This is a genomic window from Isoptericola maris (assembly GCF_048065335.1).
In the GTDB taxonomy this organism is placed as follows: domain Bacteria; phylum Actinomycetota; class Actinomycetes; order Actinomycetales; family Cellulomonadaceae; genus Isoptericola; species Isoptericola rhizosphaerae.
This window is the reverse complement of sequence record NZ_JBLUNY010000002.1, coordinates 61,038-83,343: the sequence shown is the minus strand read 5'-3', so window position 1 is coordinate 83,343 and position 22,306 is coordinate 61,038. Positions and strand designations below refer to the sequence as shown.

Genomic DNA, 22,306 nt, shown 5'->3' with positions numbered 1-22,306 from the left:
TGACCTGCGTGTTACGTCTTCATGACACTTCCGGGAGGTGCGTCGCGGCACGGATGTCCCGCTCGGCCTGCGCCGGCGTGAGGGGGCGGCAGCCGAGGTCCGTCCAGCGGCGCACCAGCGCAGGCTCCGCCCGCAGGAGCCCCCAGCCGCGGCGCAGCAGGGTCGGCAAGGGCTTGCGTGCCTCGGCGACGTCGCGCAGCAGGCGGAACCAGAAGCTGACGATCCGTGGACGGGCCAGACAGATGGCGTCGGCGAGCAGCCCTTCGGCCCGGCACGCGGCGACGAGCTCGGCCGCGAAGACGCCCTCGGCGACGACCAGCGGTTCCCCGCCCGTCTCGACGACGGCGCTCCCGGTGCGCCGCGAGGTCGGGATGTCGTAGACCGGCACCTCCGCGCGTCCTGTCGTGGCGAGCGTCCGCAGGGCGTCCAGCGCGCCGTCGCGGTCCCAGCTGGCGGGATCGTCCCAGTCGACGATCCCGTAGGCGCGCGGCATCCCCGGGTGGTCGGCGTCGTGGTAGAAGTCGTCGAGCATCACCACGGGGAGGCCCAGACGACGGGTGAGCGCGGACTTGCCGCTCCCCGACGCTCCGGTGAGCAGCACGACCCTGGCCGCGGGGTGGCGCGTCTCGGGCGGGACGTCGAACAGTGCGTCGGTCACGGGAACCCATTGTGTCCCACGCTGTGGGTGCACGACGCGCCGTCAGGCCCTGGGATCCGACGGGGCGTTGGGGCGGGGGGGGGGGGGGGCGCCCCCCCCCCCCCCGCGCGGCGCCCCCCCCCCCCCCCCCCCCCCCCCCCCCCCCCCGGGGAGGGGGGTGGGTCAGGGGGCGAGGAGCACGTGCAGGGTGCGGGGGCCGTGCACTCCCTCGACGCGGTCGAGCTCGATGTCGCTGGTGGCGCTCGGGCCCGAGATCCACGTCTGCGGCCGCTCCGGGTGCGAGGCGAGCCGGCGCACCATCTCGGGGACGGTCTGGACCACCTGCTCGGCCCGCACCACGCACACGTGGACGTCGGGCACCAGCGAGATCGCGCGGCGCCCCTGGTCCGGCTCGCCGTCCAGCACGATCGTGCCCGTCTCCGAGCAGGCGACGCGCGCGGCGGTGAGCACGGCGCCGATCGCGTCCAGGTCGAGGGCGCTCAGCGGTTCGTCCCGCGTGTCGCGGTGCACGATGACGTCGCCCGCCGCGGCGAGCCACGCCTCGTCCAGCCCGGGGGGCACGACGACGGAGCCCGCCTGGGCGAGGACGTCCGCCACCGCGGCGGGCAGCTCGCCCGCCGTCACCTGCCGCACGTGCGCCCGGTAGTCGACCAGCCGGTCGACGAGCTGCTCCAGCACCGCGGGCGAGCCAGGGTCGTGGTCACCACTCTCGCGGTACCGCCGCGGCACCTCCACGGCCGCGGGCGCCGTGCCGACCTTCCCGGCCGCCGTCGTCCCGGCGCCCCGGTCGCCCAACGCGGCCCGCACGCGGCGCAGCACGTCCTCGCGCGCGCTCATCGCTCTCCCTCCCCGTCCTGGTGCCCGACGGCGGGGCGTGCGTCGCGCTCGGCCGCTCGCTCGCGGGAGGCCCACCACTGCCGGAACGTCTCGTCGGGCGGTGCGGGCAGGTCTCGTTCGCGGGTCCATGCGGACACCGGCGGCGGAGCCTTCGAGATCACCCCGTCGCGGCCGCCCAGGCCGTGCCCGAGCGTGGCCGCACGGCCTGCCAGGCCGAACCGGCCGCCGTCGGACATCACCCACGAGGCTGCCTTCATGGCGGCCTTCCACGGGTCGACCCTGTGCCGGCCGCGGTCGGCGTCGACCTCGCGGGCGCGCAGGTCCACGAGGATCGACGGGATGTCGATCTTCACCGGGCAGACGTCGTAGCAGGCGCCGCACAGCGTCGAGGCGTAGGGGAGCGAGGCGTTGACGTCGTCGGCGCCTGAGACCCCTCCGGAGGCAGCGGTGAGCTGCGGGGTGAGGATCGCGCCGATGGGGCCGGGGTAGACCGAGCCGTAGGCGTGCCCGCCGACCCGCTCGTACACCGGGCACACGTTGAGGCACGCCGAGCAGCGGATGCAGTGTAGGGCGCTGCGGCCCACCTCGTCGGCGAGCACGTCGGTGCGGCCGTTGTCGAGGAGCACCAGGTGGAACTCCTGCGGGCCGTCGCCGGGGGTGACGCCGGTCCACAGCGAGGTGTACGGGTTCATGCGCTCGCCGGTGGAGGACCGCGGCAGGAGCTGGGCGAACACCTCGAGGTCGGTGTAGGTGGGGATCAGCTTCTCGATGCCCATCACGGTCACGAGGGTCTCGGGCAGCGTGAGGCACATCCGGCCGTTGCCCTCGGACTCCACGACGGCCAGCGTGCCGGTGTCGGCGACGCCGAAGTTCGCGCCCGACACCGCGACCCGGGCCGAGAAAAACTTGCGGCGCAGGTGCGCGCGGGCGGCCATCGCGAGCTCGCGCGGCACGTCGGACAGGTCGGCCGGGACGTCACCCATGCGGGCCAGGAAGATGTCCCGGATCTCGGCGCGGTTGCGATGGATGGCGGGCACGAGGATGTGGGACGGCATGTCGTCGGCGAGCTGCACGATGAGCTCGGCCAGGTCCGTCTCGATCGCCGCGATGCCCTCCTCGGCCAGGTGCTCGTTGAGCCCGATCTCCTGGGTGGCCATCGACTTGACCTTGACGACCTCGTCGACGCCCTTGGCCTGCGCGATCTCGGTGACGATGCGGTTGGCCTCGGCCGCGTCGCGGGCCCAGTGCACGACGCCGCCGCGGGCGGTGACGTTCTCCTCGAGCTGTGCCAGCAGGTGGGGCAGCTCCGCCATGACCTGCTCCTTGACCGCGGAGCCGGCGTCGCGCAGCGCCTCCCAGTCCGGCACCTCGTCGACGACGGCGGCCCGCTTGGTCCGGATCGTCGCCGTCGCGTGGCCGAGGTTGCGGCGCAGCTGCTCGTTCTTCAGGGTCTCGCGGGCCGCCTCCGGGAAGGAGGTGCCCCAGCGCAGCGGCTCCTGGGGGTGGGGGACGGCGCCGAACGGCTCGTCGGCGCTCGCGGCCGGGACGCCGTCCGGCCCCGTGCCGCGGCGGCGCAGGCCGGGCAGGCCGAGGAACGTGCTCATCGGGCGACCTCCGTGCGGGCGTGGGGCAGCGGGGTGGGGTCCTCGCGGGTCGAGGCGAGGATCTCCGCCAGGTGCAGGGTGCCGACGCCGGTGCGCTGGCGGGAGAGGCCTCCGCCGATGTGCATGAGGCAGGAGTAGTCGCCGGCGGTGAGGACCTCGGCGTCGGTGGCGCGGACGTTCGCGGTCTTGTCGGCGAGCATCGCGGCCGACGTGTCGGCGTTCTTCAGCGCGAAGGTGCCGCCGAACCCGCAGCACGACTCGGCGCCGGGGAGCTCGACGAGGTCGATGCCCTCCACGGCGCGCAGGAGCCGCAGCGGCTTGTCGCCGACCCGCAGCATGCGCAGCGAGTGGCAGGTGGGATGGTAGGTGACGCGGTGACCGAACCACGCCCCGACGTCGGTGATCCCGAGCACGTCGACCAGCAGCTCGGAGAGCTCGAACGTCCTGGCGCTGACGGCCTCGGCGGTGGTGGCGAGGTCGTCGAGGCCGGCGCGGCGGCAGACCATCGCCTGCTGGTGGCGGATCGAACCGGTGCACGATCCGGAGGGGACGACGACGGCGTCCCACTCGCCGTCGGCGACGGGCGCGAACGTCTCCACGTGGTTGCGCACGACGGGTACGGCCTCGTCGAGGTAGCCGGTGTTGACGTGCATCTGGCCGCAGCACGCCTGGCCGCGAGGGAAGACGACCTCGTGCCCGAGGCGTTCGAGCAGACGGACGGTGGCGCGCGGTGCGCCGGGGAACATGGTGTCCGCGATGCAGGTCGCAGCGAGGGCGATGCGCACGTCCGACTCCTTCGGCGGGGCTGCGGTGGCTGGTCTGGTGTGGTCCGACCACTGTAGCCCACGGGAAGGGTGTGGTCAGACCACGGCTAGGATCGGTCCGTGCGCACCCACGAGAAGGTCCTCGCCAGCATCGAGTCCGACCTCGCCGCCGGTCGCTGGGCGCTCGGCGAGCGGCTGCCCGCCGAACGCGCGCTCGCCGAGGAGCTCGGCGTCTCCCGCCCGTCCGTGCGCGAGGCCATCCGCATCCTGGAAGCGATGGGCATCATCCGCACCGCCGTCGGGTCCGGGCCCGACGCCGGAGCCACCGTCGTCGACCGCCCCGCCGCCGGGCTCGGCGCGGCCGTCCGTCTGCACGTCGCCTCGGGCACGCTGCCCGTGCACGACGTCGTGGCGACGCGGGTGGCGCTCGAGAGCTGGGCCGTGCGGGAGGCGGCGGACGCCGCTGACGGGGCCGGGGCCGGGGACGCCGACGGCGGTGCCGCGGCCGAGGCCGACCGGCTCGTGCGCGAGATGTCGGTGCCCGGGCTCGCGGTCGACACGTTCGTCCGGCTCGACCAGGACTTCCACCTCGCGATCGCCCGGCGGGCGGGCAACCAGCTCGTCGAGGCGATCCTCACCGGCCTGCGCAGCGCGGTGCACGACTACGTGGCGCGCGGGATCGACGGGCTGCCCTCCTGGCCGGACACCGCCCACCGGTTGTGCGCCGAGCACCGGCAGATCCTCGAGGCCGTGACCGCGGGCGACGCGGACGGCGCGGAGCGGGCGACGCGCGACCACATCCTCGGGTTCTACCGCGAGACAGGGTTCGGCGCGGGCTGATCGGGCTCGCCCGGAGTCCTAGCCGAGCGGTCCTGCGCGGCGCGCCGACTCGGCGAAGGAGCCGGTCAGGGGCAGGTCTGGGACCAGCAGCGCCTGGACGGCGTGGTAGATGTCGGGCTTGCCCGCCCAGACCTCGGCGGCGGGGCGGTTCCGGGCATCGAGCTCGTGCCGCCACGACCCGCGCTCCTGGTCGACGAACCGCTGCCGGACCAGCTCCCACCAGGCCTCGGCCTGCTCGGCGTACCGGGGCGATCCGGTGACCGCGGCCAGGACCTCGGCTGCGGCGACGGCCTCGGCCGCGACCCAGTGGAACCGGCGGCTCTCCACCGGTCGGCCGGACCAGTCGACCGTGTAGACGAACCCGGTGCCGTCGAACCCGTCGGCCAGCGCGCGCTCGAAGAGCCGCTCGGCCGCCTCCGTGCGCCGTCCGGCCTGGTCGGCGGCGACGTCGAGCTGCAGCATGAGCCGAGCCCACTCGAAGCCGTGGCCCGGCGTGGAGCCGTAGGGCTTGAAGGGGTCGCGCGGCCGGTCGGCGTTGTACTCGAGCTCGGGGGACCAGTCGGTGGTGAAGTGCTCCGGGATCCGCCACGCGTTCCCCGCTGCCCAGCCCGCCGTGCGGTCGACGATCGCGGCGGCCCGCTCTCGCCACCGCGGGTCGCCGGTCGCGTCCGACGCGGCGAGCAGCGCCTCGACCCCGTGCATGTTGGCGTTGATGCCGCGGTACGGCGACACGGTGGTCCAGGCGCCGTCCTGCTCGTCGGCGAGCATCCCCGCGCCGGCCTCCCAGAACCGCCGGTCGAGCACGTCCAGCGCCTGGGCGAGCAGGGCCGACGCGCCGGGGCGTCCGGCCTGGGTCGCGGAGGCGGCCGCGAGCACCACGAACGCGTGGGCGTAGGCGGCCTTGGTGTCGTCGACGTCGTCGCCGGGGCCGCGCGAGGCGAACCAGCCGCCGTGCTCGTCGTCGTGGAGGAGCCCCGCGAACCCGGCGAGCGCCTGGTCGGAGAGCCTTCCGCAGCCCTCGACGCCGAGCAGGTCGCCGAGGGCGTAGGTGTGCGCCATGCGCGCGGTGACCCACGTGTGCACCGGCCGTGCCAGGTCCGGGCGTCCGTCGTCGTCCAGCCAGGCGGCGCCGCCGTCCGGGAGCACGGAGGGTGTGCCGAAGTCCAGGAGCCGCCGGACCTCCTCCGCGCGCCAGCCGACGGCGTCGGACGTGCTCGCGGAGCGTGCCTGGTCGTAGGGCATCGTGCATCCTCTCCCGGGACCGACGTCGTGCGTGGGCCCCTCGATCGTCCACTCTGACAGCGATGTCATGTCGGGCGGCGAGAATCTCACGCCGGCAGGCCGGGGTTCAAGCGCTGCGGGCCGGACGGCGGGTGGGGCTCCGCGCTCAGGCCGGCGGCACCTCGCCGGAGCCCCGCGGGACGAGCCGGGTCGGGACGGTCCGCCGCCGCGCGGGCAGCGTGGGGTCCGCCGTCCGCTCCAGGGCGAGGAACGCCGCCTGACGCCCGATCTCGGCCATGTCGTAGGCGACCACCGTGACGCCGAGCAGGTCGGCGAGCTCGAAGTCGTCGAACCCGACCAGCGCCGGGATGCTCGCCCCGGCCGTGCGGCGCGCGTGCAGCACGTGGAGGGCGCCCACGGTGATCCGGTTGTTCGCGGTCACCAACGCCGTGGGCGGGTCCGCGTCGTCGAGCAGCTCGGCCACCAGCCGTTGCGCGGCTGCCGCGTCGTACGCACCCTCCCGGAGCCGGCTCCCCGGCACGGCCAGACCGTGCTCGGCCATCGCGCGTAGGAAGGCGAGGCGGCGCTCCTGCGCGGTCCAGAGGCGGGCATGGTCGCCCACCAGGGCGATGCGCCGGTGCCCGTGCGCCACGAGGTGGTCCACCGCCTGGCGCGCGCCGCCCTCGTTGTCGATGACGACGGTGTCCGCCTCGATCCCGGGTGCGGGGCGGTCCACCAGGACGACGGGCGGGCCGTCGTCCACCGCTACCTCGCGCGCGAGGTAGCGGTGGTCGTCGTCCGTCGGCGCGATGACGAGTGCGGCGACCCGCCGTTCGAGGAACGCCTCGGTGAGCTGCCGTTCGCGCACCGCGTCCTCGCCGGAGCTGGCGGTCACGAGCTGGTAGCCGCTGCCCTGGAGGCCCTGCTCCATCCCGGCGCCGACCGAGGCGAAGAACCGGTTCGCGATGTCCGCCGTCACGAACCCCACGAGGGGTGCTCGGCCGCCGCGAGCCAGGTCCGCGGCGGCGGCGTTGCGGCGGAACCCGAGCTCGAGCGCGGCGGCGCGGACCCGCTCGCGCGTGCCCGGCGCCACGTGCGGTTCGTCGTTCATCACCCGCGACGCGGTCTTGAGGCTGACCCCGGCAGCGCGGGCGACGGTGGCCAGCGTGGGGCGGTGGTCGCTCGCCATCCGATCCTCCTGTGCCGTCGCCGCTCGCGGTCGCCGCTCGCGTGGGCACACGCTATCGCCCCCCGGGTCGGCGGACTCGTTCCTCTGGACACCACGCCGTGGAGCAGGCATCATAGCGACGACGCGCGATTGAATCCATTCATTAAATCCATCCAACAGGCCTCACCGACGAGGCGCGCGTCCCCGGCCCCGAGCCGGACTCAACGACGAGACGACGAGGTGAACCGTGCAGCAGCCCGACAGGCTCTCGCGTGCCGAACGTGAAAGCGCTTACCGGCACCGATCGACCACTCCACCACCGCCACGGGCCCGCTGGGTGGCCGGCGCGGCCGCCGCAGCGCTCGTGCTGCCGCTGCTGCCCAGCGCGGCCCAGGCCGATGAGGCCCCTGCGTGGGCCTTCGACTTCGGGACACCCGACAGCCCGGTCGCCGAGGGCTACGACCGCGTCGACCCCACCACGGCCTACGCCGAGGAGACCGGGTTCGGCATCACCTCCGGCGACGTCGACGCCCGGGACCGGTCGACCGACGTCGACCCCCTCGCCGGCGACTTCGTGCTCGGGGCTGACTGGGCGTTCGCCGTGGACGTGCCGGACGGCACCTACGACGTCGAGGTCTGGACCGGCGACACGCTCGCCGGCACCTCCAGCGTGCGCACCACCGTCGCCCCGGAGGGTGGCGAGGGCACGAACATCACCGCCGACGCCGAGCAGACGAACAGCGGCACGCTGACGGTCGAGGTCACCGACGGCCGCCTGGACCTCGGCATCACGGGCAAGGGCTACGGCTACGTCAACGGCATCGTGGTCACCCAGGTCGCCGACGACACGGGCGACGGCGACGACGACGGCGGCACCACCGACCCGGGCGAGGGCGACGGCACGCCCGGCCCGCAGAACCTGCGCGTCGCGGCAGCGGACGACGGCGAGCTCGTCCTGCGCTGGAACGAGGTCGACGGCGCCACCGGCTACGTCCTGACCCGCAGCGACGCCGTCGACGGCGAGTACACCGAGGTCGCCACGACCGGCGCCCGCGAGGTCTACGCCGCGGACCCGGGCGCCGACGCCTCCGCCGTGAGCTACTACCGCGTGCACGCCGTCACACCTGACGGCACCACCGACGCGTCGGCGCCCGCCGTCGGCACCCTCGCGAGCGAACCGGACTTCCCCGAGAGCGGCACGCTGCAGATCGACCTGGGCTCCGGCGCCGTGGCCGGTGACGCCGTCGGCGTCGACGCGGACACCGCCTACGACGCCGAGAACCGGCTCGGGTTCGTCGACACCTCCGTGGTGACGGCGACCGACCGCGGTGGCGACGACCTGCGGGGAGACTTCGTCACGGCCGACGGCGGCGAGCTCGTCGTCGACCTGCCGAACGGCGACTACACGGTCAGCCTGGTCGCCGGAGACACCGAGGGTGCCACCGACGTGGCGGTCACCGCCGAGCAGATGGCCAAGGTGCAGCAGACCGAGAAGGCCGCGGGCGAGCTCCTCGAGATGGAGTTCGATGTCGCGCTCGTCGACGGGCAGCTCAACCTGCAGATCGCCGGGGGTGCGGCGAACCTCAACGCGCTCACCATCACCCGCGCGGACGAGCGCGAGGCGGCCGACCGGCCGACGGTGTTCGTCACCGGCGACTCGACCGTCCAGACGTACGACCAGTACTGGGCACCGCAGGCCGGCTGGGGGCAGATGATCGAGCGCTACCTGTCCGACGACGTCCTGGTGGACAACCACGCCATCGGCGGCCGGTCCTCGAAGAACTTCATCAGCCAGGGACGTCTCGACGAGGTGCTCACCCAGATCCGCCCGGGCGACTACCTGTACGTGCAGTTCGGCCACAACGACAACAGCTACGGCGTCGACGACCGCTGGGCCGCGCCGGGCGACTACTACTGGTACCTGCAGACGTTCATCGACGGCGCCGTCCAGCGCGGCGCGCAGCCGATCGTCGTCACGCCGGTCGCGCGCCCATCCTGCGCCGCGGACACCGGGACGTTCGACGTCTCCTTCCCGGACTACGTCGACGCCGCGACCCGGGTCGCGGCCGACACCGGCACGCCGCTCGTGGACCTGTCCGCCTCGTCGCGGGCCTACCTGGACGAGATCGGACCGGAGGAGGCCAAGAGCGTGTTCCTGCACGTGCCCGCCGGCGTCTACCCGAACCGGCCGGACGGCACGACGGACGACACGCACTTCCAGGAGTACGGCGCCATCCAGATGGCGCGCCTCGTGGCCCTGGACACCGCCGCGCTGGACGTCCCGCTCGCCGACGAGGTCGCCGACGCCGAACCGCCGGCCGAGGTGCCGGGCCTGCCGGCCGGCGTCGTCGCCGGGAACGTCTCCGCGTCCAGCGTCACCCTCAGCTGGACCGAGGTGGACGGGGCGGACATCTACAAGGTGTACGCCAAGGCGTCCGCCGCGCCGGACGAAGACTTCGACCTGGTGACCACCTCCACGATCGGGGTCGCCGAGGTGACCGGGCTCGAGGAGGGCACGGCCTACGACCTGCGCGTCGTGGCCGTCAACGGGAGAGGCGACTCCGCGCCGTCGGCCACCGTGAGCGTCACCACCAAGGCGCCGCTCATGAAGTTCGACGTGCAGCTCGCCGGGAACCCGACGAAGGACGGCTACACGGCGTTCGACGAGACCACGCTGTACACCGAGGAGCTGGGCCACGGCTTCACCTCCGACGCCGGACCGGGCGGTCGCGACCGCGGCACCGGTGACGGCGCGCTGGACGACCTGCAGCGAGACTTCCTCCTGCCGGGTCCGGACCACCCGATGCGGTTCGACGTCCCGAACGGCACCTACGCCGTCGAGGTCGTCTGGGGCGACCTGATCGGCACGGCACGCCTGGGCGTGACGATCGAGGGCACGGACCACGGCTCCTCGAACGCCGGCCGCGGCGGCACGTCCAGCAAGATCGTCCAGCCCGTCGTGGTCACCGACGGCACCATCGACGTGGTCGCCGACGGCTGGCTGAACGGCCTGGAGATCACGGCCCTGCTCTACGCGCCCACGAATCTGACCTCCGGCGACGTGACGATCGACGGCTCGGACGTCTCCGTGCCGCTGGCGTGGGAGCCCGCGCAGGACGTCGCCGGCTACCGCGTCTACCGCCTCGCGGAGGGCGCCGCCGAGCCGACGGCGCTCGACGACGTGAGCGACACGTCCTACGTCGACACGACGGCGGACGTCGGCCTGCGCTACACCTACACGGTCGTCGCGCTCGACGCGGCGGGCAACGAGTCGGTCGCGTCCAACGCCGTCGAGCTCACCACGGTGGACGACGACGTCGCGACCGCGGCGACGCCGTCGGGCCTGGCCGTGGGCGAGATCGAGAAGAACTCCGTGGCGTTGAGCTGGGAGCCGGTCGACGACGCGCTGTTCTACCACGTGTACCGGGCCGACCCCGCCGGTGAGATGGTGCTGCTCGACCGCGCCGCGGACGCGCAGCACGTCGACACGGACGTGCTCACCACCGTCGGGTACACCTACGCCGTGGCGTCGGTGAACGCCGGCGGCGTCTCCGCGCTCTCCGAGCCGGTGACGTCCGAGGCTGTCACCCAGCTGGCGCGGCAGACCGAGCGCACCGGGCGTCAGCCCGTGGCGGCCGTCTCCGAGGACGGTGTCTACGTGGGCTGGCGCATGCTGGGCGACGACGCCGACGACGTCGCGTTCCACGTCTACCGGGACGGCGAGCGCCTCACCGACGAACCGGTCGCCGGGTCGACCAACCTGGTGGACGCGGACGGGGCCACGGACTCCACGTACCGGGTCTCCGCTGTCGTCGACGGCACCGAGCGGTGGGCCACCGACGAGTTCGCCGTGCGGGACGCCCAGACGCTGGACATCCCGCTGGACAAGCCGGAGGACGGCTACACCGAGGACGGCCAGCCGTACACCTACTCCGCGAACGACGCCTCCGTGGCCGACCTCGACGGCGACGGGGAGTACGAGTACGTCGTCAAGTGGTACCCGTCCAACGCGAAGGACAACTCGCAGGGCGGCTACACCGGCAACACCTACCTGGACGCCTACGAGCTCGACGGCACCCGGCTGTGGCGCATCGACCTCGGGCACAACATCCGCTCGGGCGCGCACTACACCCAGTTCCAGGTGTTCGACTACGACGGCGACGGCCAGGCCGAGGTGGCGACGAAGACCGCCGACGGCACCACCGACGCGGACGGCACGGTCATCGGGGACGAGCGGGCGGACTTCCGCACCTCGGGCGGCTACGTGCTCTCCGGTCCCGAGTACCTCACGGTGTTCGACGGCGCCACGGGCGTCGCGCTCGACACGATCGACTACGTGCCGCCACGCGGCGACGTCGGCTCGTGGGGCGACACCTACGGCAACCGCGTGGACCGGTTCCTCGCGGGCACCGCCTACCTGGACGGTGAGCGCCCGTCGATGCTGTTCGCCCGCGGCTACTACACGCGGACGGTGGTGGCGGCCTTCGACTGGGACGGCGCCGAGCTGACCCAGCGGTGGGTCTTCGACTCCGACGTCGCGGGTGACGAGCACCGCGGGCAGGGGAACCACTCCCTGGCGGTGGCCGACGTCGACGGCGACCAGAAGGACGAGGTCCTCTACGGCTCGATGACGCTCGACGACGACGGCACGGTGCTCTACAACACCGGGCTCGGGCACGGGGACGCACAGCACGTCTCGGACTTCGACCCCTCGCGCGACGGGCAGGAGGTGTTCTCCGCCCACGAGGACCTGGGGAGCTCCGGCGACGTCGGGGCGACCCTGCGCGACGCGGGGACCGGGGAGATCATCTGGTCGATCCCGGCCGAGCGGGACACGGGCCGTGCCGCCATGGGCGACATCGACCCGCGCCACGACGGCGCGGAGGGCTGGGCCGTCGGCGGGGACGCCGCGTGGGACTCGCCGGTGGGCCAGCTGAAGTCCGCGTCGGGCGAGCTCGTCGCTCAGAGCATCCCCGCGGCGAACTTCCTGACCTTCTGGGACGGGGACCTGCTGACCGAGATCGGCGACCACGACTGGGACGCCGACACCTCCACCGGGGTGCCGACGATCTCGAAGTGGGACTACGAGAACGCCGAGGAGGTCGAGATCTACCGGGCCGAGGGCACGCTCTCGAACAACGGCACCAAGGGCACGCCGGCGCTCCAGGCGGACCTCTTCGGTGACTGGCGCGAGGAGATCGTCACCCGGACCGAGGACTCGACCGCTCTGCGGGTCGCGACAACGGTGATCCCCACCGAGCATCGCCTGCGCACGCTCATGTCGGACTCGCAGTACCGGCTGGCCGTGGCCTGGCAGAACACGGGCTACAACCAGCCGCCGCACACCTCGTACTTCATCGGCGAGGGCATGGAGACGCCGGACGCCCCGCGCCTGGCGTACACCACGGACGCCGAGCCCGGCGACGTCGTCGTCGAGGTCCCGGACGCCTGGACCGCGGACGCGACCTACACGGCGGGCGACCGTGTGGAGCACGACGGTGCGCTCTTCGAGGCGCTGTGGTGGACGAAGGGCGAGGAGCCCGGATCGTCGCCGTGGGGTGCCTGGCAGGAGATCGGCCCGGCCGGCGAGCCCGCGCCGGAGTGCGGTGCGCCGTGGACGGCTACCCGCATCTTCACCGAGGGCGACCAGGCCGTGCACGACGGCACGCTCTGGCAGGCGAAGTGGTGGACCCGGAACCAGGAGCCGGGCGCGAGCCCGTGGGGCCCCTGGGAGGAGGTCGGCGAGTGCTGACCTGATCGCCTCCGCACGGCCGGCGGCCGGGTGGCACCGGGACGATGTCTGTCCCGGTGCGGCCCGGCCGCCGGTGCGTGGAATGATCGGTGGCATGCTCACGCTGCCCGCCGGTGCTGCCGGCTCCCGCATCGTCGGCCTGGGGCACCACCAGCCCGCGAAGGTCATGACGAACGACGACATCGCCCAGTTCGTCGAGACGAACGACGAGTGGATCCGGTCGCGCACCGGGATCGTCACCCGGCACGTCGCCGCCGACGACGTCACGGTCGCGGACATGGCGACCGCCGCGGCCGAGCACGCCCTCGCCGACGCCGGGGTGGCCCGCGACGACGTCGACCTCATCGTGGTCGCCACGGCCACCGCGGCCGACCGGTCGCCCAACACGGCCGGGCGGGTGGCGTACGCGCTGCGCACCGGCGTGCAGCCGGGGGCGAGCACGCCCGAGGGCGAGGAGGAGCCGGACCTGCGCGACGTCGTCGGGCCCGGCGTCATCGACGTCAACACCGCCTGCTCGGGATTCTCCTACGCGGTGGGGCTGGCCGACCAGGCGATCCGTGCCGGGACCTCGCGGACCGCCGTCGTCATCGGTGCGGAGAAGCTGACGGCCGTCACCGACTGGACCGATCGGTCCACCTGCATCCTCACGGCCGACGGCGCGGGTGCGGTGGTGCTGCAGGCGGCGGACGAACCCGCCGTCGGCCCCGTGGTGTGGGGCTCCGAGCCGGAGATCACGCCCGCCGTGCGCATCGAGGCGCCGGCCGACCGGTTCGCACAGGACGGCCGGGCGGTGTTCAAGTGGGCGATCACGCGGGCGGCGGACCGGGCGCGTCGGGTCGTCGAGGCCGCCGGGCTGGGCCTGGACGACATCGAGGTGCTGGTGGCGCACCAGGCGAACCTGCGGATCATCGAGCCGCTCGCCAAGTCGCTGGGGCTCGAGGACCGCGTGGTCGTCACCGACATCACGGAGTCGGGCAACACCTCGGCGGCGTCGATCCCGCTCGGCATGTCCAAGTGGTGGCACGCCGGGAAGCTGCCGGCCGGAGCGCCCGCGCTGCTGTTCGGGTTCGGCGGCGGGTTCACGTGGGCCGGCCAGGTCGTGCTCACCCCGCAGCGGTAGCGGCTCGGGTAGAGTGGCGGGAAACCGCTTTCTGCCCCGGAAGACACAGGAGTCCGACGTTGCCCTCCACCACCTCCGACCGCCTCCGCTACGCCGTCGTCGGGACCGGTCACCGCGCCGGGATGTACGTCTCCGCGCTCGTCGACGCCCACGCCGACACCGGCGAGATCGTCGCGTGGGTCGAGCCCAACCCGGTCCGTGCCGCCGTGCACGAGGCGCGCGTCGCCGCCGCTGTCGGCGGCGAGCGACCCGTCTACGGCCCGGAAGACCTCGAGAAGGCCATCGCCGACCAGCGGGTCGACCGCGTGATCGTTACCAGCATCGACAACACCCACGCGGACCTGGTGTCCCGCGCGCTGCGGGCGGGCGCCGACGTCGTCGTCGAGAAGCCGATCGCCGCGACCGCCGAGGAGGCGCGCCAGATCACCGACGCCGTCGCCGAGACCGGCCGCGACCTGACGATGACGTTCAACTACCGGTACTCGCCCCGGAACTCGGCCCTGCGCGAGGTCATCGCCTCGGGCGAGATCGGCACCGTCCTGTCCGTCCACTTCGACTGGGCCCTGGACACCGTCCACGGCGCGGACTACTTCCGCCGCTGGCACCGCGAGAAGGTCAACAACGGCGGCCTGCTGGTGCACAAGTCCAGCCACCACTTCGACCTGGTCAACTGGTGGATCGGCGACGTGCCCACCCGCGTCTTCGCGAGCGGCGGACGGCGGTTCTACGGCGACGACGCCGCGCACGCGCACGGCTACGAGCCGACCGGCGGGGAGCGGGTGCTCAACGAGCAGGGCGTCGACCCGTGGGCCCTCGACCTGGCCAAGGACCCGTACCTCAACGAGCTCTACGGACCCGAGGCGCAGGCCCACGACGGCTACGTGCGCAACAGGTCGGTGTTCGACGCCGGGATCACCACCGAGGACACGCTCGGCCTGGTCGTGGAGTACGCGCGGGGCGCGATGCTCACGTACTCGCTGACGGCGTCGTCCCCGTGGGAGGGGTACCGCGTGGTGGTGAACGGCTCGCGCGGACGGGCCGAGCTCGAGGTCGTCGAGCGCGGCTCGGTCGTGTTCGGCGACGACGGCAGGGCGATCCTCGACCCGAGCTTCACCGACGCGTTCGCGGACGACGCGGTGCGACCGGCCGGCGAGCGCCTGCTGGTGCAGCGGCACTGGGAGCGCGCCGAGGAGCGCGAGATCGTCGCGCTCGGCGCCGGCGGTCACGGCGGAGGTGACGCGCTGCTGCTCAGCGACGTCTTCGTGGGCCGCGGCGACGCCGACCCGCTCGGCCGGGCCGCGGGGTTCCTCGACGGGCTGCGGGCCTCCGGGGTCGGCTACGCGGGCAACCGGTCGCTGGAGTCCGGCGAGCCGGTGCGACTCGCCGACCTGGGCCTCGGCGTCGACCTCGGCTGACCTCCCGCTATGTTTTGTGGCCCCGATGCGGGGCGGGTTATGCCCGTTTTGCCGGGCTGTACGGCCCAGAAATCGCGCCCACAACGGGGTCTGCGGGTCGAGCGGAGGTGGCGAAGGGGTCTTGGCCGGGCGCTTCGGAGCAGGTAGTCTTCTTGCTAGAAAGCGCTTTCCTCGCCTCTCCGGGAGATAGACGATGACGTCCACCACCTTCGCTGCCCCCGCCCCCGCCCCCGGGCCCGCTACCTCGCCGCCCGCCGGGACGACTACCCGCCGCCGCTACGCCGTCGTCGGGGCGGGGCACCGAGCCAGGCTCTACGTCGACGCGATGACGGGCGAGCACGCCGACGTCGCCGAGCTCGTCGCGCTGTGCGACACCAACCCGCACCGGCTCGCCTTCCACGCCGACCGGGCGCGCACCGACGGCGGCACCGAGCCGGCCCGCTATGCCGCGCACGACGTCGACCGCATGCTCGACGAGACCCGGCCCGACGTCGTCGTCGTCACCTCGCCCGACCGGACGCACGCTGCGCACGTCGCCGCGGCGCTGCACCACGGCGCCGACGTCGTCGTCGAGAAGCCGCTGACGATCGACGCCGAAGGGATGTACACGATCCTCGACGCCGCACGCAGCAGCGGCCGTGACGTCACCGTGGCGCACAACTACCGGTATGCCGAGCAGAACGCCGCGATGCGTCAGGTCGTCGCGGAGGGGCGCGTGGGCGACGTCGTCTCGGTGCACTTCGAGTGGCTGGTCGACACGGCGCACGGCGCGGACTACTTCCGCCGCTGGCACCGGGACAAGGCGGCCTCCGGCGGGCTGCTCGTGCACAAGGCCAGCCACCACTTCGACCTGGTGAACTGGTGGACGCAGGACGTCCCCGAGTCGGTGTACGCCCGCGGCGGCCTGCGCTTCTACGGCGAAGCGGCCGGGGACGGCGGGTCGCGCTACGCGCTCGACCTCACCGCCGACCCGGAGCTGCGCGCCCTCTATCACGACGCCGCGCACGCTGACGGCTACCGGCGCGACCAGGATCCGTTCGGCGCCGGCGCCACGATCGAGGACACGCTCAGCGTGCTCGTCGGCTACCGCTCCGGCGCGTCGATGACCTACTCGCTCACCGCTCACAGCCCGTGGGAGGGATATCGCGTCGCGATCAACGGCACGCGGGGCCGGGCGGAGCTGGATATCGTGGAGCGGTGCCACTCCACGGCAGGGCTGCCAGCGGCCGACGGCGCAGCGGCCGACGGCGGCACTCCGGCCGACGGCGGCACGTCACGGTGCTGCGAGGTGCGGCGGACCGGAGGGCGGCTCGTCGTCCAGGAGCACTGGGGGCACGCGGTGGAGGTGCCGTTCGGCGGCCCGGCGGGGCACCGCGAGGGTGACGCCGCGATGCTGCGGGATGTGCTGCGCGGCCACCTGCCGCCGTCGGCCGGAGGTGTCGCGGGCGATCCGCTGGACCGGCGTGCCGGGGTGCGGGACGGGCTGCGGTCGGTGGCCGTGGGCGTGGCGGGCAACCGGTCGTTGGCGACCGGGCAGGTGGTGCCGGTCGCGAGCCTCGGCATCCCCCTGTAGCCGCCGACCGGGTGCCGACCGGGCGCCGAGCCGGCACGCCTCAGTGGGTCCAGGGGGCTCCGAGCTCGGTGAACGTCTGTTGCGTGCGGGCCACCTGCTCGCACCACGACTCGACGTCCTGGACCACCGGGCGCCGGGCGTCGCCCTCGCCGACCCAGGTCACGGCGCCGGCGGGCACGGCACGCGGGTCGGGCCCGGTGCGCACGGCCTCGAGCACCCGCATGAACGCACCGGTGTCCCGGACGTCGCAGAGCAGGGTGCGCTGGGGATCGCCGGAGGCGCGGACGTCCAGCAGGTCCTCCAGCAGCGGGGTGCGGCCGTACGACTTGTCCATCGTCACCCGGCCGCTGCGCAGCACGAGCCGGTCGTGCTCGTACTGGAGTTCGATCTCGCCCTCCGTGCCGATCACCAGCACGTGGGCGGTGCCCCGCTCGGACGCACACAGGGTCAGCCCGAACCCGTAGCGCGTCCCGTCCGCCGCCGTCACGCGCACCGACGACGTGTCGTCCGACTCGATCGGGTTCGCGCGGTACAGGTCGGTGTCCACCCAGGCGACGTCCTCGGCCCGCGTCACCCTGCCGATGCGCAGCGTGGTGGCCACGGCGTGCGCCAGCGGGTTGGTCACGACGCCGTCGACGACGTCGCGCCCGTCGAGGCGGCGCCGTCCGGCCCAGGACGAGCGGGCCCAGTACGCGGTGTCGCGCACCCAGGTCCCGACCGCGCCGTAGCCGACGACGTCGCCGATCTCACCGCGGGCGACCAGCTCGCCGACGGCGTCGAGCGCGTGCGAGCCGAATGTCTGGAAGCCCACCTGGCACAGCCGTCCCGTGCGGTCGCTGATCGCGACGAGCTCGGTGAGCTCGGCGAGCGACGCCGCCGTCGGCTTCTCCAGCAGCACGTCGATGCCCGCCTCCATCGCGGCCTTGGCCAGCGGCAGGTGCGTCGGGATGGGCGTGCACAGGACCACGACGTCGGGCCGGACGTCCGGGTCGGAGGAGGACAACAGGTCGCCGAGCGTGGGGAACCAGGAGGTCCCCGTGCCGTGCGCCGCGTGCCCCTCGACGGGCTCGCGCGGGTCGACGACGGCGCACAGCCGCGCTCGTCCGGTGTCCCCGAGCTCGAGCGCGTGCCGGACGTGCTTCTCGCCGTGTCCGTGTATGCCGACGACGGCGATGCGGGCGTTCGTCATGAAGGTCTCCGAGGGTGGTGGGGCGTCAGCGCAGGCCGGTGGCGAGCGTTGCCGCCTCGCCGGCGTCGAGCTCACGGTCGATGATCGCGGCGACGACGCCGGTCTCGACGGTTCCGCCGGCCGGGACGTGCAGCGGCGTGTCCCAGGCCAGCGCCGGGCAGGCGCCGGGGTACTCCTCCGACCGGAGGAACCAGTGGCGCGCGGGGGAGGTCTGGGTGAGCAGCGTCGTCGTGGTCCGTTCGCCGCCACGGGCGTCGCGGTGCCGCTGGACGAAAGCCACCCACGGCGACGTCGACCCGTGCGCCTGGTCCTGGCCCTCGCCGTCGGCCGACAGCACCCGCGTGGACGCCGCGATCGGCAGCCGCCAGAACACTCCGCCGTAGCCGGCGCCGGGGCGCCCGTTCGTGGCGGGGGAGCGGATCTCCAGCGGTCCGTGCGCGGCGTGCAGCGTGGAGCGCCACTCGAGCGCCCAGCCGTCCTCGAGGAGCCGGGCGCCGATGCGGCGACGCTCGTCGAGCTGCGGCTCGCCGTGCTCGTCGGTCCACACGACGGTGTCGAGCAGCAGGTTCGGCGACAGGGGGTCGACGACGGTGCTGGTCGACGTCTGCCGGCCGTGGTTGGGCAGGAGCGTGGGGCCGACGTCGGTCACGTACGTGCGCCCGCCCCAGTGGCTGGTGCCGTTGACGTCCGCGACGGCGATGCTCACCCCGTAGTGGTGGCGGTGGTCCACGGGGCCCGACTCGGTCAGCGGCACCCCGGCCAGCGAGTGGACCGGGTGCAGGTAGGGCCGCGGGGAGTGGATGGTGGGGAGCCCTTTGCCGGACTCGTAGCGGGAGAGCGCCACGTGGTCGGCGGCGCGGCGGAGCACCGGCACGCCGTTCTCCAGGGTCCAGGCCGGCGCCTGCTCGGCCTGCCGCTCCGGGGTCTTGTGGGGCGCCGGGGCGGACGGCGTCTCCACCGGCGTCTCGGCGTGTGCGGCGGTCCGCGGCACCGGCCCGGTGCTGGACCGCACCTCGAGCCGGACGCCGAATCGCGTCGCCTCCGCGGCGCTCGCGGTGTTGTCGATCACGGCGTGCAGTTCCCTCCAGGCATGCCGTCCCAGCTCTTCCTGGGGGACGGCGACGGTGGTCAGTCCCGGTGTGGCGTACCGGGCGAGCTCGATGTCGTCGAAGCCGCACACGGAGATGTCCGTGGGTACGGCGACGCCCGCCTCGTTGAGGGCTGCGAGCAGCCCGAACGAGACGAGGTCGTTGAACGCCACGGCCGCGGTGACGCGGCTGGCGAGGACGGCGGGCGCGGCGGCGTGGCCTGCCGCGATGTCGGAGCCGGCCGTGAGCTCGACGATCTCCAGGTCCGGGTGCCGCTCGCCGCAGACGGCGAGCCCGCGCCGTCGGGCACGGTCGGAGACGGAGGCCACGGGTCCGGCGAGGTAGGCGATCCGCCGGTGGCCCAGCTCGACGAGGTGCTCGACGACCTGGACGGCCGCGTCGACGTAGTCGACGACGAGGCTGGGCGCGCCGCCGGCGACCTCGCGGTTGATGACGACGGCCGGGGTCACCTCCGGGAGCAGGGCGTCGAGGGCGGCGTCGGGCATCCGCGGGGAGACGAGGATGAGGGCGTCGCAGCGGTGCCGGGCCTCGCGGGCGATCGCCGCCTCGGCGCTCGGGTCCTCGGCCGAGTCCGCGACGAGCACGCGGTAGCCGTCCTCGCCGGCGGCCGACGAGACGCCGCCGAGGATCTGCTGGAACACCGGGTTGCCGAGGTCGGGGACGACGAGCGCGACCGTCGTCGTGCGCCCGAGCGAGAGACTGCGCGCCACGATGCTCGGCCGGTAGCTCAGGTCGATCGCGGCCTCCTGCACGCGGGCCGAGATCGCGGGATCGACCGTGCTGCGGCCGTTCATCACGCGCGACACCGTCGCTCGGGAGACGCCGGCCGCTCTCGCGACATCGGCGATGGTCACCGCAGGACGGTGTGTCTTCGCGCCGGGCATCTTTGCCTCCGTCCTCGCATCACGCGTAGATCACGCGTGGATCACGTTCTGATCACCGCCGACGCCCTGATGCGGGGTCGGTCCAGGAGATGACGGTACACCATGGGAAACCGGTTCCTCCTGTGGTACCTTCCTCAGCAGCAACCGGTTTCCCGGCCTGGAGCGCTCGCTCCTGACCGGTCACCGCGATCGACGACGATCAGGAGGACGACGATGGTGTCCACCACGGCAGAGCACGGGGAGGTGCGACCGTGTCCGTGATGCAAGAGGTCGCCAAGACCCGCGGTGCGAGCCGCGAGACGCGCAAGGGTGACGGCAAGGCTGCCGCGATCTTCCTTGCCCCCTGGTTCGTGGGACTCGGGCTGATCACTGCGTTCCCCCTGCTCGCCTCGCTGTACCTGTCGTTCACCGACTACAGCCTGCTCGAGTCGCCGAGCTGGATCGGGATCGAGAACTACCAGCGGATGTTCGACGACCCGCGGTGGATGCAGTCCCTGAGCGTCACGCTGCGCTACGTCCTCATCTCGGTGCCGCTGCAGCTCATGGCGGCGCTCGGCCTGGCGATGGTCCTCGACCGCGGCCTGCGCGGCCTCGCGATCTACCGGTCGGTCTACTACCTTCCCTCGCTGCTCGGCAGCTCGGTGGCCATCGCGCTGCTGTGGCGCCAGGTGTTCGGCGCGGACGGCCTGGTGAACCAGGTCCTCGCGTACTTCGGCATCGAGGGGTACGGCTGGGTGTCGCACCCCGACTACGCGCTGGGCACGCTGATGGTCCTCAACGTGTGGACGTTCGGCGCACCGATGATCATCTTCCTGGCCGGTCTGCGGCAGATCCCGGCCATGTACTACGAGGCCGCGTCCATCGACGGCGCCTCGAAGCTCCGGCAGTTCTTCAACATCACGATCCCGCTGCTGAGCCCGATCATCTTCTTCAACCTGGTGCTCCAGCTCATCGGGGCGTTCCAGTCGTTCACCCAGGCGTTCATCGTCTCCGGGGGCACGGGAGGGCCCGTCGACTCGACGCTCTTCTACACGCTGTACCTGTACCAGAACGGCTTCAAGTCGTTCGACATGGGGTACGCCTCGGCGATGGCCTGGTTCCTGCTCCTCATCGTCGCCGGCATGACCGCCGTCAACTTCCTCGCCTCCAAGTTCTGGGTCTTCTACGATGACTGACACCCCGGTGCGCCCCGACGCACACACCGAGCCGACGGCGACGCGGACCCCTGTCCGGGAACGCCGGTCGCTGTCCGAGGTCGCCGCCCAGGTGCCCGACGCCCCCCACCGCCGCAAGGCCGGCCCCCGGGTCCGTCGAGTGCTCAAGCACGTCATGCTGATCGGCTTCGGGCTGATCATGCTCTACCCGTTGCTGTGGATGCTCTCGAGCTCGTTCAAGCCGAACGAGATCATCTTCCGCGAACCGGTCCTGATCCCCAGCGCGATCGACCTCTCGAACTACGGCGAGGGCTGGAACGCGCTCCTGCACCCGTTCCACCACTACCTGCTCAACTCGGCGATCATCGTGCTGGGCTCCGTGGTGGGGAACCTGATCTCGTGCTCCATGGCGGCCTACGCCTTCGCCCGGCTGAAGTTCCGCGGCCGCCCCATCTGGTTCGCCATCATGCTCATGACGATCATGCTGCCGATCCACGTGATCATCGTGCCGCAGTACATCCTGTTCTCCGAGCTGCAGTGGATCAACACGTTCCTGCCGCTCATCGTCCCCAAGCTGCTGGCCACGGACGCGTTCTTCATCTTCCTGATGGTCCAGTTCTTCCGTGGGCTGCCGAAGGAGCTGGACGAGGCCGCCCGCCTGGACGGCTGCGGGCACGGCCGGATCTTCCTGCAGATCATGCTGCCGCTGTCGTTGCCGGCGCTGGCCACCACGGCGATCTTCACCTTCATCTGGACGTGGAACGACTTCTTCAGCCAGCTGATCTTCCTGACCAGGCCCGACATGTACACGGTGCCCATCGCGCTGCGGACCTTCATCGACGCCACGAGCAACAGCTCGTGGGGCCCGCTGTTCGCGATGTCGATCGTGTCCCTGGTCCCGGTCTTCATCGTCTTCCTCTTCGGCCAGAAGTACCTGGTCAAGGGGATCGCCACGACAGGTATCAAGTAACCGCTCCCACGAGGTCCCGACGGTGGGACCTCCTGCTAGATGACAACG

The 22,306-nt window shown here is 72.9% G+C and carries 15 protein-coding genes; 7 read left to right on the top strand and 8 right to left on the bottom strand.

Translation table 11 applies throughout. The features are described 5' to 3' along the window. Nucleotides 1-19: 19 nt before the first annotated feature. The 4 genes from ACH5HR_RS04545 to ACH5HR_RS04530 all read right to left on the bottom strand — a co-directional run bounded on the left by ACH5HR_RS04545 (nucleotide 20) and on the right by ACH5HR_RS04530 (nucleotide 3,884). On the bottom strand, nucleotides 20-658 hold the full coding sequence (locus ACH5HR_RS04545; protein WP_416476485.1) for a uridine kinase family protein: 639 nt from the start codon (nucleotides 656-658) through the stop codon (nucleotides 20-22). A 162-nt stretch (nucleotides 659-820) separates the two neighbouring features. Further along, complete coding sequence (locus ACH5HR_RS04540) at nucleotides 821-1,495, bottom strand: LutC/YkgG family protein (RefSeq protein ID WP_416476483.1); 675 nt, start codon at nucleotides 1,493-1,495, stop codon at nucleotides 821-823. Continuing rightward, complete coding sequence (locus ACH5HR_RS04535) at nucleotides 1,492-3,099, bottom strand: LutB/LldF family L-lactate oxidation iron-sulfur protein (RefSeq protein ID WP_416476481.1); 1,608 nt, start codon at nucleotides 3,097-3,099, stop codon at nucleotides 1,492-1,494. The genes ACH5HR_RS04540 and ACH5HR_RS04535 overlap by 4 nt, the downstream gene beginning before the upstream one ends. Next, entirely contained in the window at nucleotides 3,096-3,884 is a 789-nt protein-coding gene (locus ACH5HR_RS04530; RefSeq protein ID WP_402377745.1) for a (Fe-S)-binding protein, read from the bottom strand. The genes ACH5HR_RS04535 and ACH5HR_RS04530 overlap by 4 nt, the downstream gene beginning before the upstream one ends. A 99-nt stretch (nucleotides 3,885-3,983) precedes the next feature. On the opposite strand from ACH5HR_RS04530, the gene ACH5HR_RS04525 reads away from it, so the two are divergent. Beyond that, nucleotides 3,984-4,703: a FadR/GntR family transcriptional regulator gene (locus tag ACH5HR_RS04525; RefSeq protein ID WP_416476479.1), complete on the top strand. Its 720-nt coding sequence runs from the start codon at nucleotides 3,984-3,986 to the stop codon at nucleotides 4,701-4,703. Nucleotides 4,704-4,721: 18 nt separating this feature from the next. On the opposite strand, the gene ACH5HR_RS04520 is transcribed toward ACH5HR_RS04525, so the two are convergent. Further along, on the bottom strand, nucleotides 4,722-5,945 hold the full coding sequence (locus tag ACH5HR_RS04520; protein ID WP_416476478.1) for an AGE family epimerase/isomerase: 1,224 nt from the start codon (nucleotides 5,943-5,945) through the stop codon (nucleotides 4,722-4,724). A 145-nt stretch (nucleotides 5,946-6,090) separates the two neighbouring features. Continuing rightward, a complete protein-coding gene (locus ACH5HR_RS04515; protein WP_416476476.1) occupies nucleotides 6,091-7,113 on the bottom strand; it encodes a LacI family DNA-binding transcriptional regulator in 1,023 nt (340 codons plus the stop codon). A 316-nt stretch (nucleotides 7,114-7,429) separates the two neighbouring features. Between ACH5HR_RS04515 and ACH5HR_RS04510 the strand changes: the two genes are divergently transcribed. The 4 genes from ACH5HR_RS04510 to ACH5HR_RS04495 all read left to right on the top strand — a co-directional run bounded on the left by ACH5HR_RS04510 (nucleotide 7,430) and on the right by ACH5HR_RS04495 (nucleotide 16,952). Continuing rightward, nucleotides 7,430-12,844 (top strand): rhamnogalacturonan lyase family protein, encoded by a 5,415-nt coding sequence (locus ACH5HR_RS04510; protein WP_416476475.1) that lies wholly within the window; start codon nucleotides 7,430-7,432, stop codon nucleotides 12,842-12,844. A 94-nt stretch (nucleotides 12,845-12,938) separates the two neighbouring features. Further along, on the top strand, nucleotides 12,939-13,964 hold the full coding sequence (locus ACH5HR_RS04505) for a beta-ketoacyl-ACP synthase III (protein WP_416476474.1): 1,026 nt from the start codon (nucleotides 12,939-12,941) through the stop codon (nucleotides 13,962-13,964). Nucleotides 13,965-14,023: 59 nt separating this feature from the next. After that, a complete protein-coding gene (locus tag ACH5HR_RS04500; RefSeq protein ID WP_416476473.1) occupies nucleotides 14,024-15,379 on the top strand; it encodes a Gfo/Idh/MocA family protein in 1,356 nt (451 codons plus the stop codon). Nucleotides 15,380-15,572: 193 nt separating this feature from the next. Further along, a complete protein-coding gene (locus tag ACH5HR_RS04495; RefSeq protein WP_416476472.1) occupies nucleotides 15,573-16,952 on the top strand; it encodes a Gfo/Idh/MocA family oxidoreductase in 1,380 nt (459 codons plus the stop codon). 40 nt (nucleotides 16,953-16,992) lie between these two features. Here the strand turns inward: ACH5HR_RS04495 and ACH5HR_RS04490 are convergent, their stop codons facing one another. Together ACH5HR_RS04490 and ACH5HR_RS04485 are read right to left on the bottom strand one after the other, a co-directional pair. Then, nucleotides 16,993-18,141 carry a Gfo/Idh/MocA family protein gene (locus ACH5HR_RS04490; protein ID WP_402377723.1) on the bottom strand — a complete coding sequence of 383 codons (1,149 nt, stop codon included), beginning with the start codon at nucleotides 18,139-18,141 and terminating at the stop codon, nucleotides 16,993-16,995. Nucleotides 18,142-18,166: 25 nt separating this feature from the next. Then, nucleotides 18,167-20,104 (bottom strand): DUF6807 family protein, encoded by a 1,938-nt coding sequence (locus ACH5HR_RS04485; RefSeq protein WP_416476471.1) that lies wholly within the window; start codon nucleotides 20,102-20,104, stop codon nucleotides 18,167-18,169. Nucleotides 20,105-20,394: 290 nt separating this feature from the next. Here ACH5HR_RS04485 and ACH5HR_RS04480 point away from each other — a divergent pair, with 290 nt between their 5' ends. Both ACH5HR_RS04480 and ACH5HR_RS04475 read left to right on the top strand, forming a co-directional pair. Then, nucleotides 20,395-21,309, top strand: a complete 915-nt coding sequence (locus ACH5HR_RS04480) for a carbohydrate ABC transporter permease (protein ID WP_402377800.1) — start codon at nucleotides 20,395-20,397, stop codon at nucleotides 21,307-21,309. Continuing rightward, nucleotides 21,302-22,258, top strand: coding sequence for a carbohydrate ABC transporter permease (locus ACH5HR_RS04475; RefSeq protein WP_416476470.1), 957 nt, complete (start codon nucleotides 21,302-21,304; stop codon nucleotides 22,256-22,258). Before ACH5HR_RS04480 ends, ACH5HR_RS04475 begins: the two co-directional genes overlap by 8 nt. Nucleotides 22,259-22,306: the final 48 nt, after the last annotated feature.

Excerpts from the sequence above, each read along its gene's own strand:
- ACH5HR_RS04540 (WP_416476483.1), bottom strand. The coding sequence starts at position 1,495 with ATGAGCGCGCGCGAGGACGTGCTGCGCCGCGTGCGGGCCGCGTTGGGC.
- ACH5HR_RS04490 (WP_402377723.1), bottom strand. The coding sequence starts at position 18,141 with ATGACGAACGCCCGCATCGCCGTCGTCGGCATACACGGACACGGCGAG.
- ACH5HR_RS04520 (WP_416476478.1), bottom strand. The coding sequence starts at position 5,945 with ATGCCCTACGACCAGGCACGCTCCGCGAGCACGTCCGACGCCGTCGGC.
- ACH5HR_RS04495 (WP_416476472.1), top strand. The coding sequence starts at position 15,573 with ATGACGTCCACCACCTTCGCTGCCCCCGCCCCCGCCCCCGGGCCCGCT.
- ACH5HR_RS04515 (WP_416476476.1), bottom strand. The coding sequence starts at position 7,113 with ATGGCGAGCGACCACCGCCCCACGCTGGCCACCGTCGCCCGCGCTGCC.
- ACH5HR_RS04505 (WP_416476474.1), top strand. The coding sequence starts at position 12,939 with ATGCTCACGCTGCCCGCCGGTGCTGCCGGCTCCCGCATCGTCGGCCTG.
- ACH5HR_RS04480 (WP_402377800.1), top strand. The coding sequence starts at position 20,395 with ATGCAAGAGGTCGCCAAGACCCGCGGTGCGAGCCGCGAGACGCGCAAG.
- ACH5HR_RS04475 (WP_416476470.1), top strand. The coding sequence starts at position 21,302 with ATGACTGACACCCCGGTGCGCCCCGACGCACACACCGAGCCGACGGCG.
- ACH5HR_RS04535 (WP_416476481.1), bottom strand. The coding sequence starts at position 3,099 with ATGAGCACGTTCCTCGGCCTGCCCGGCCTGCGCCGCCGCGGCACGGGG.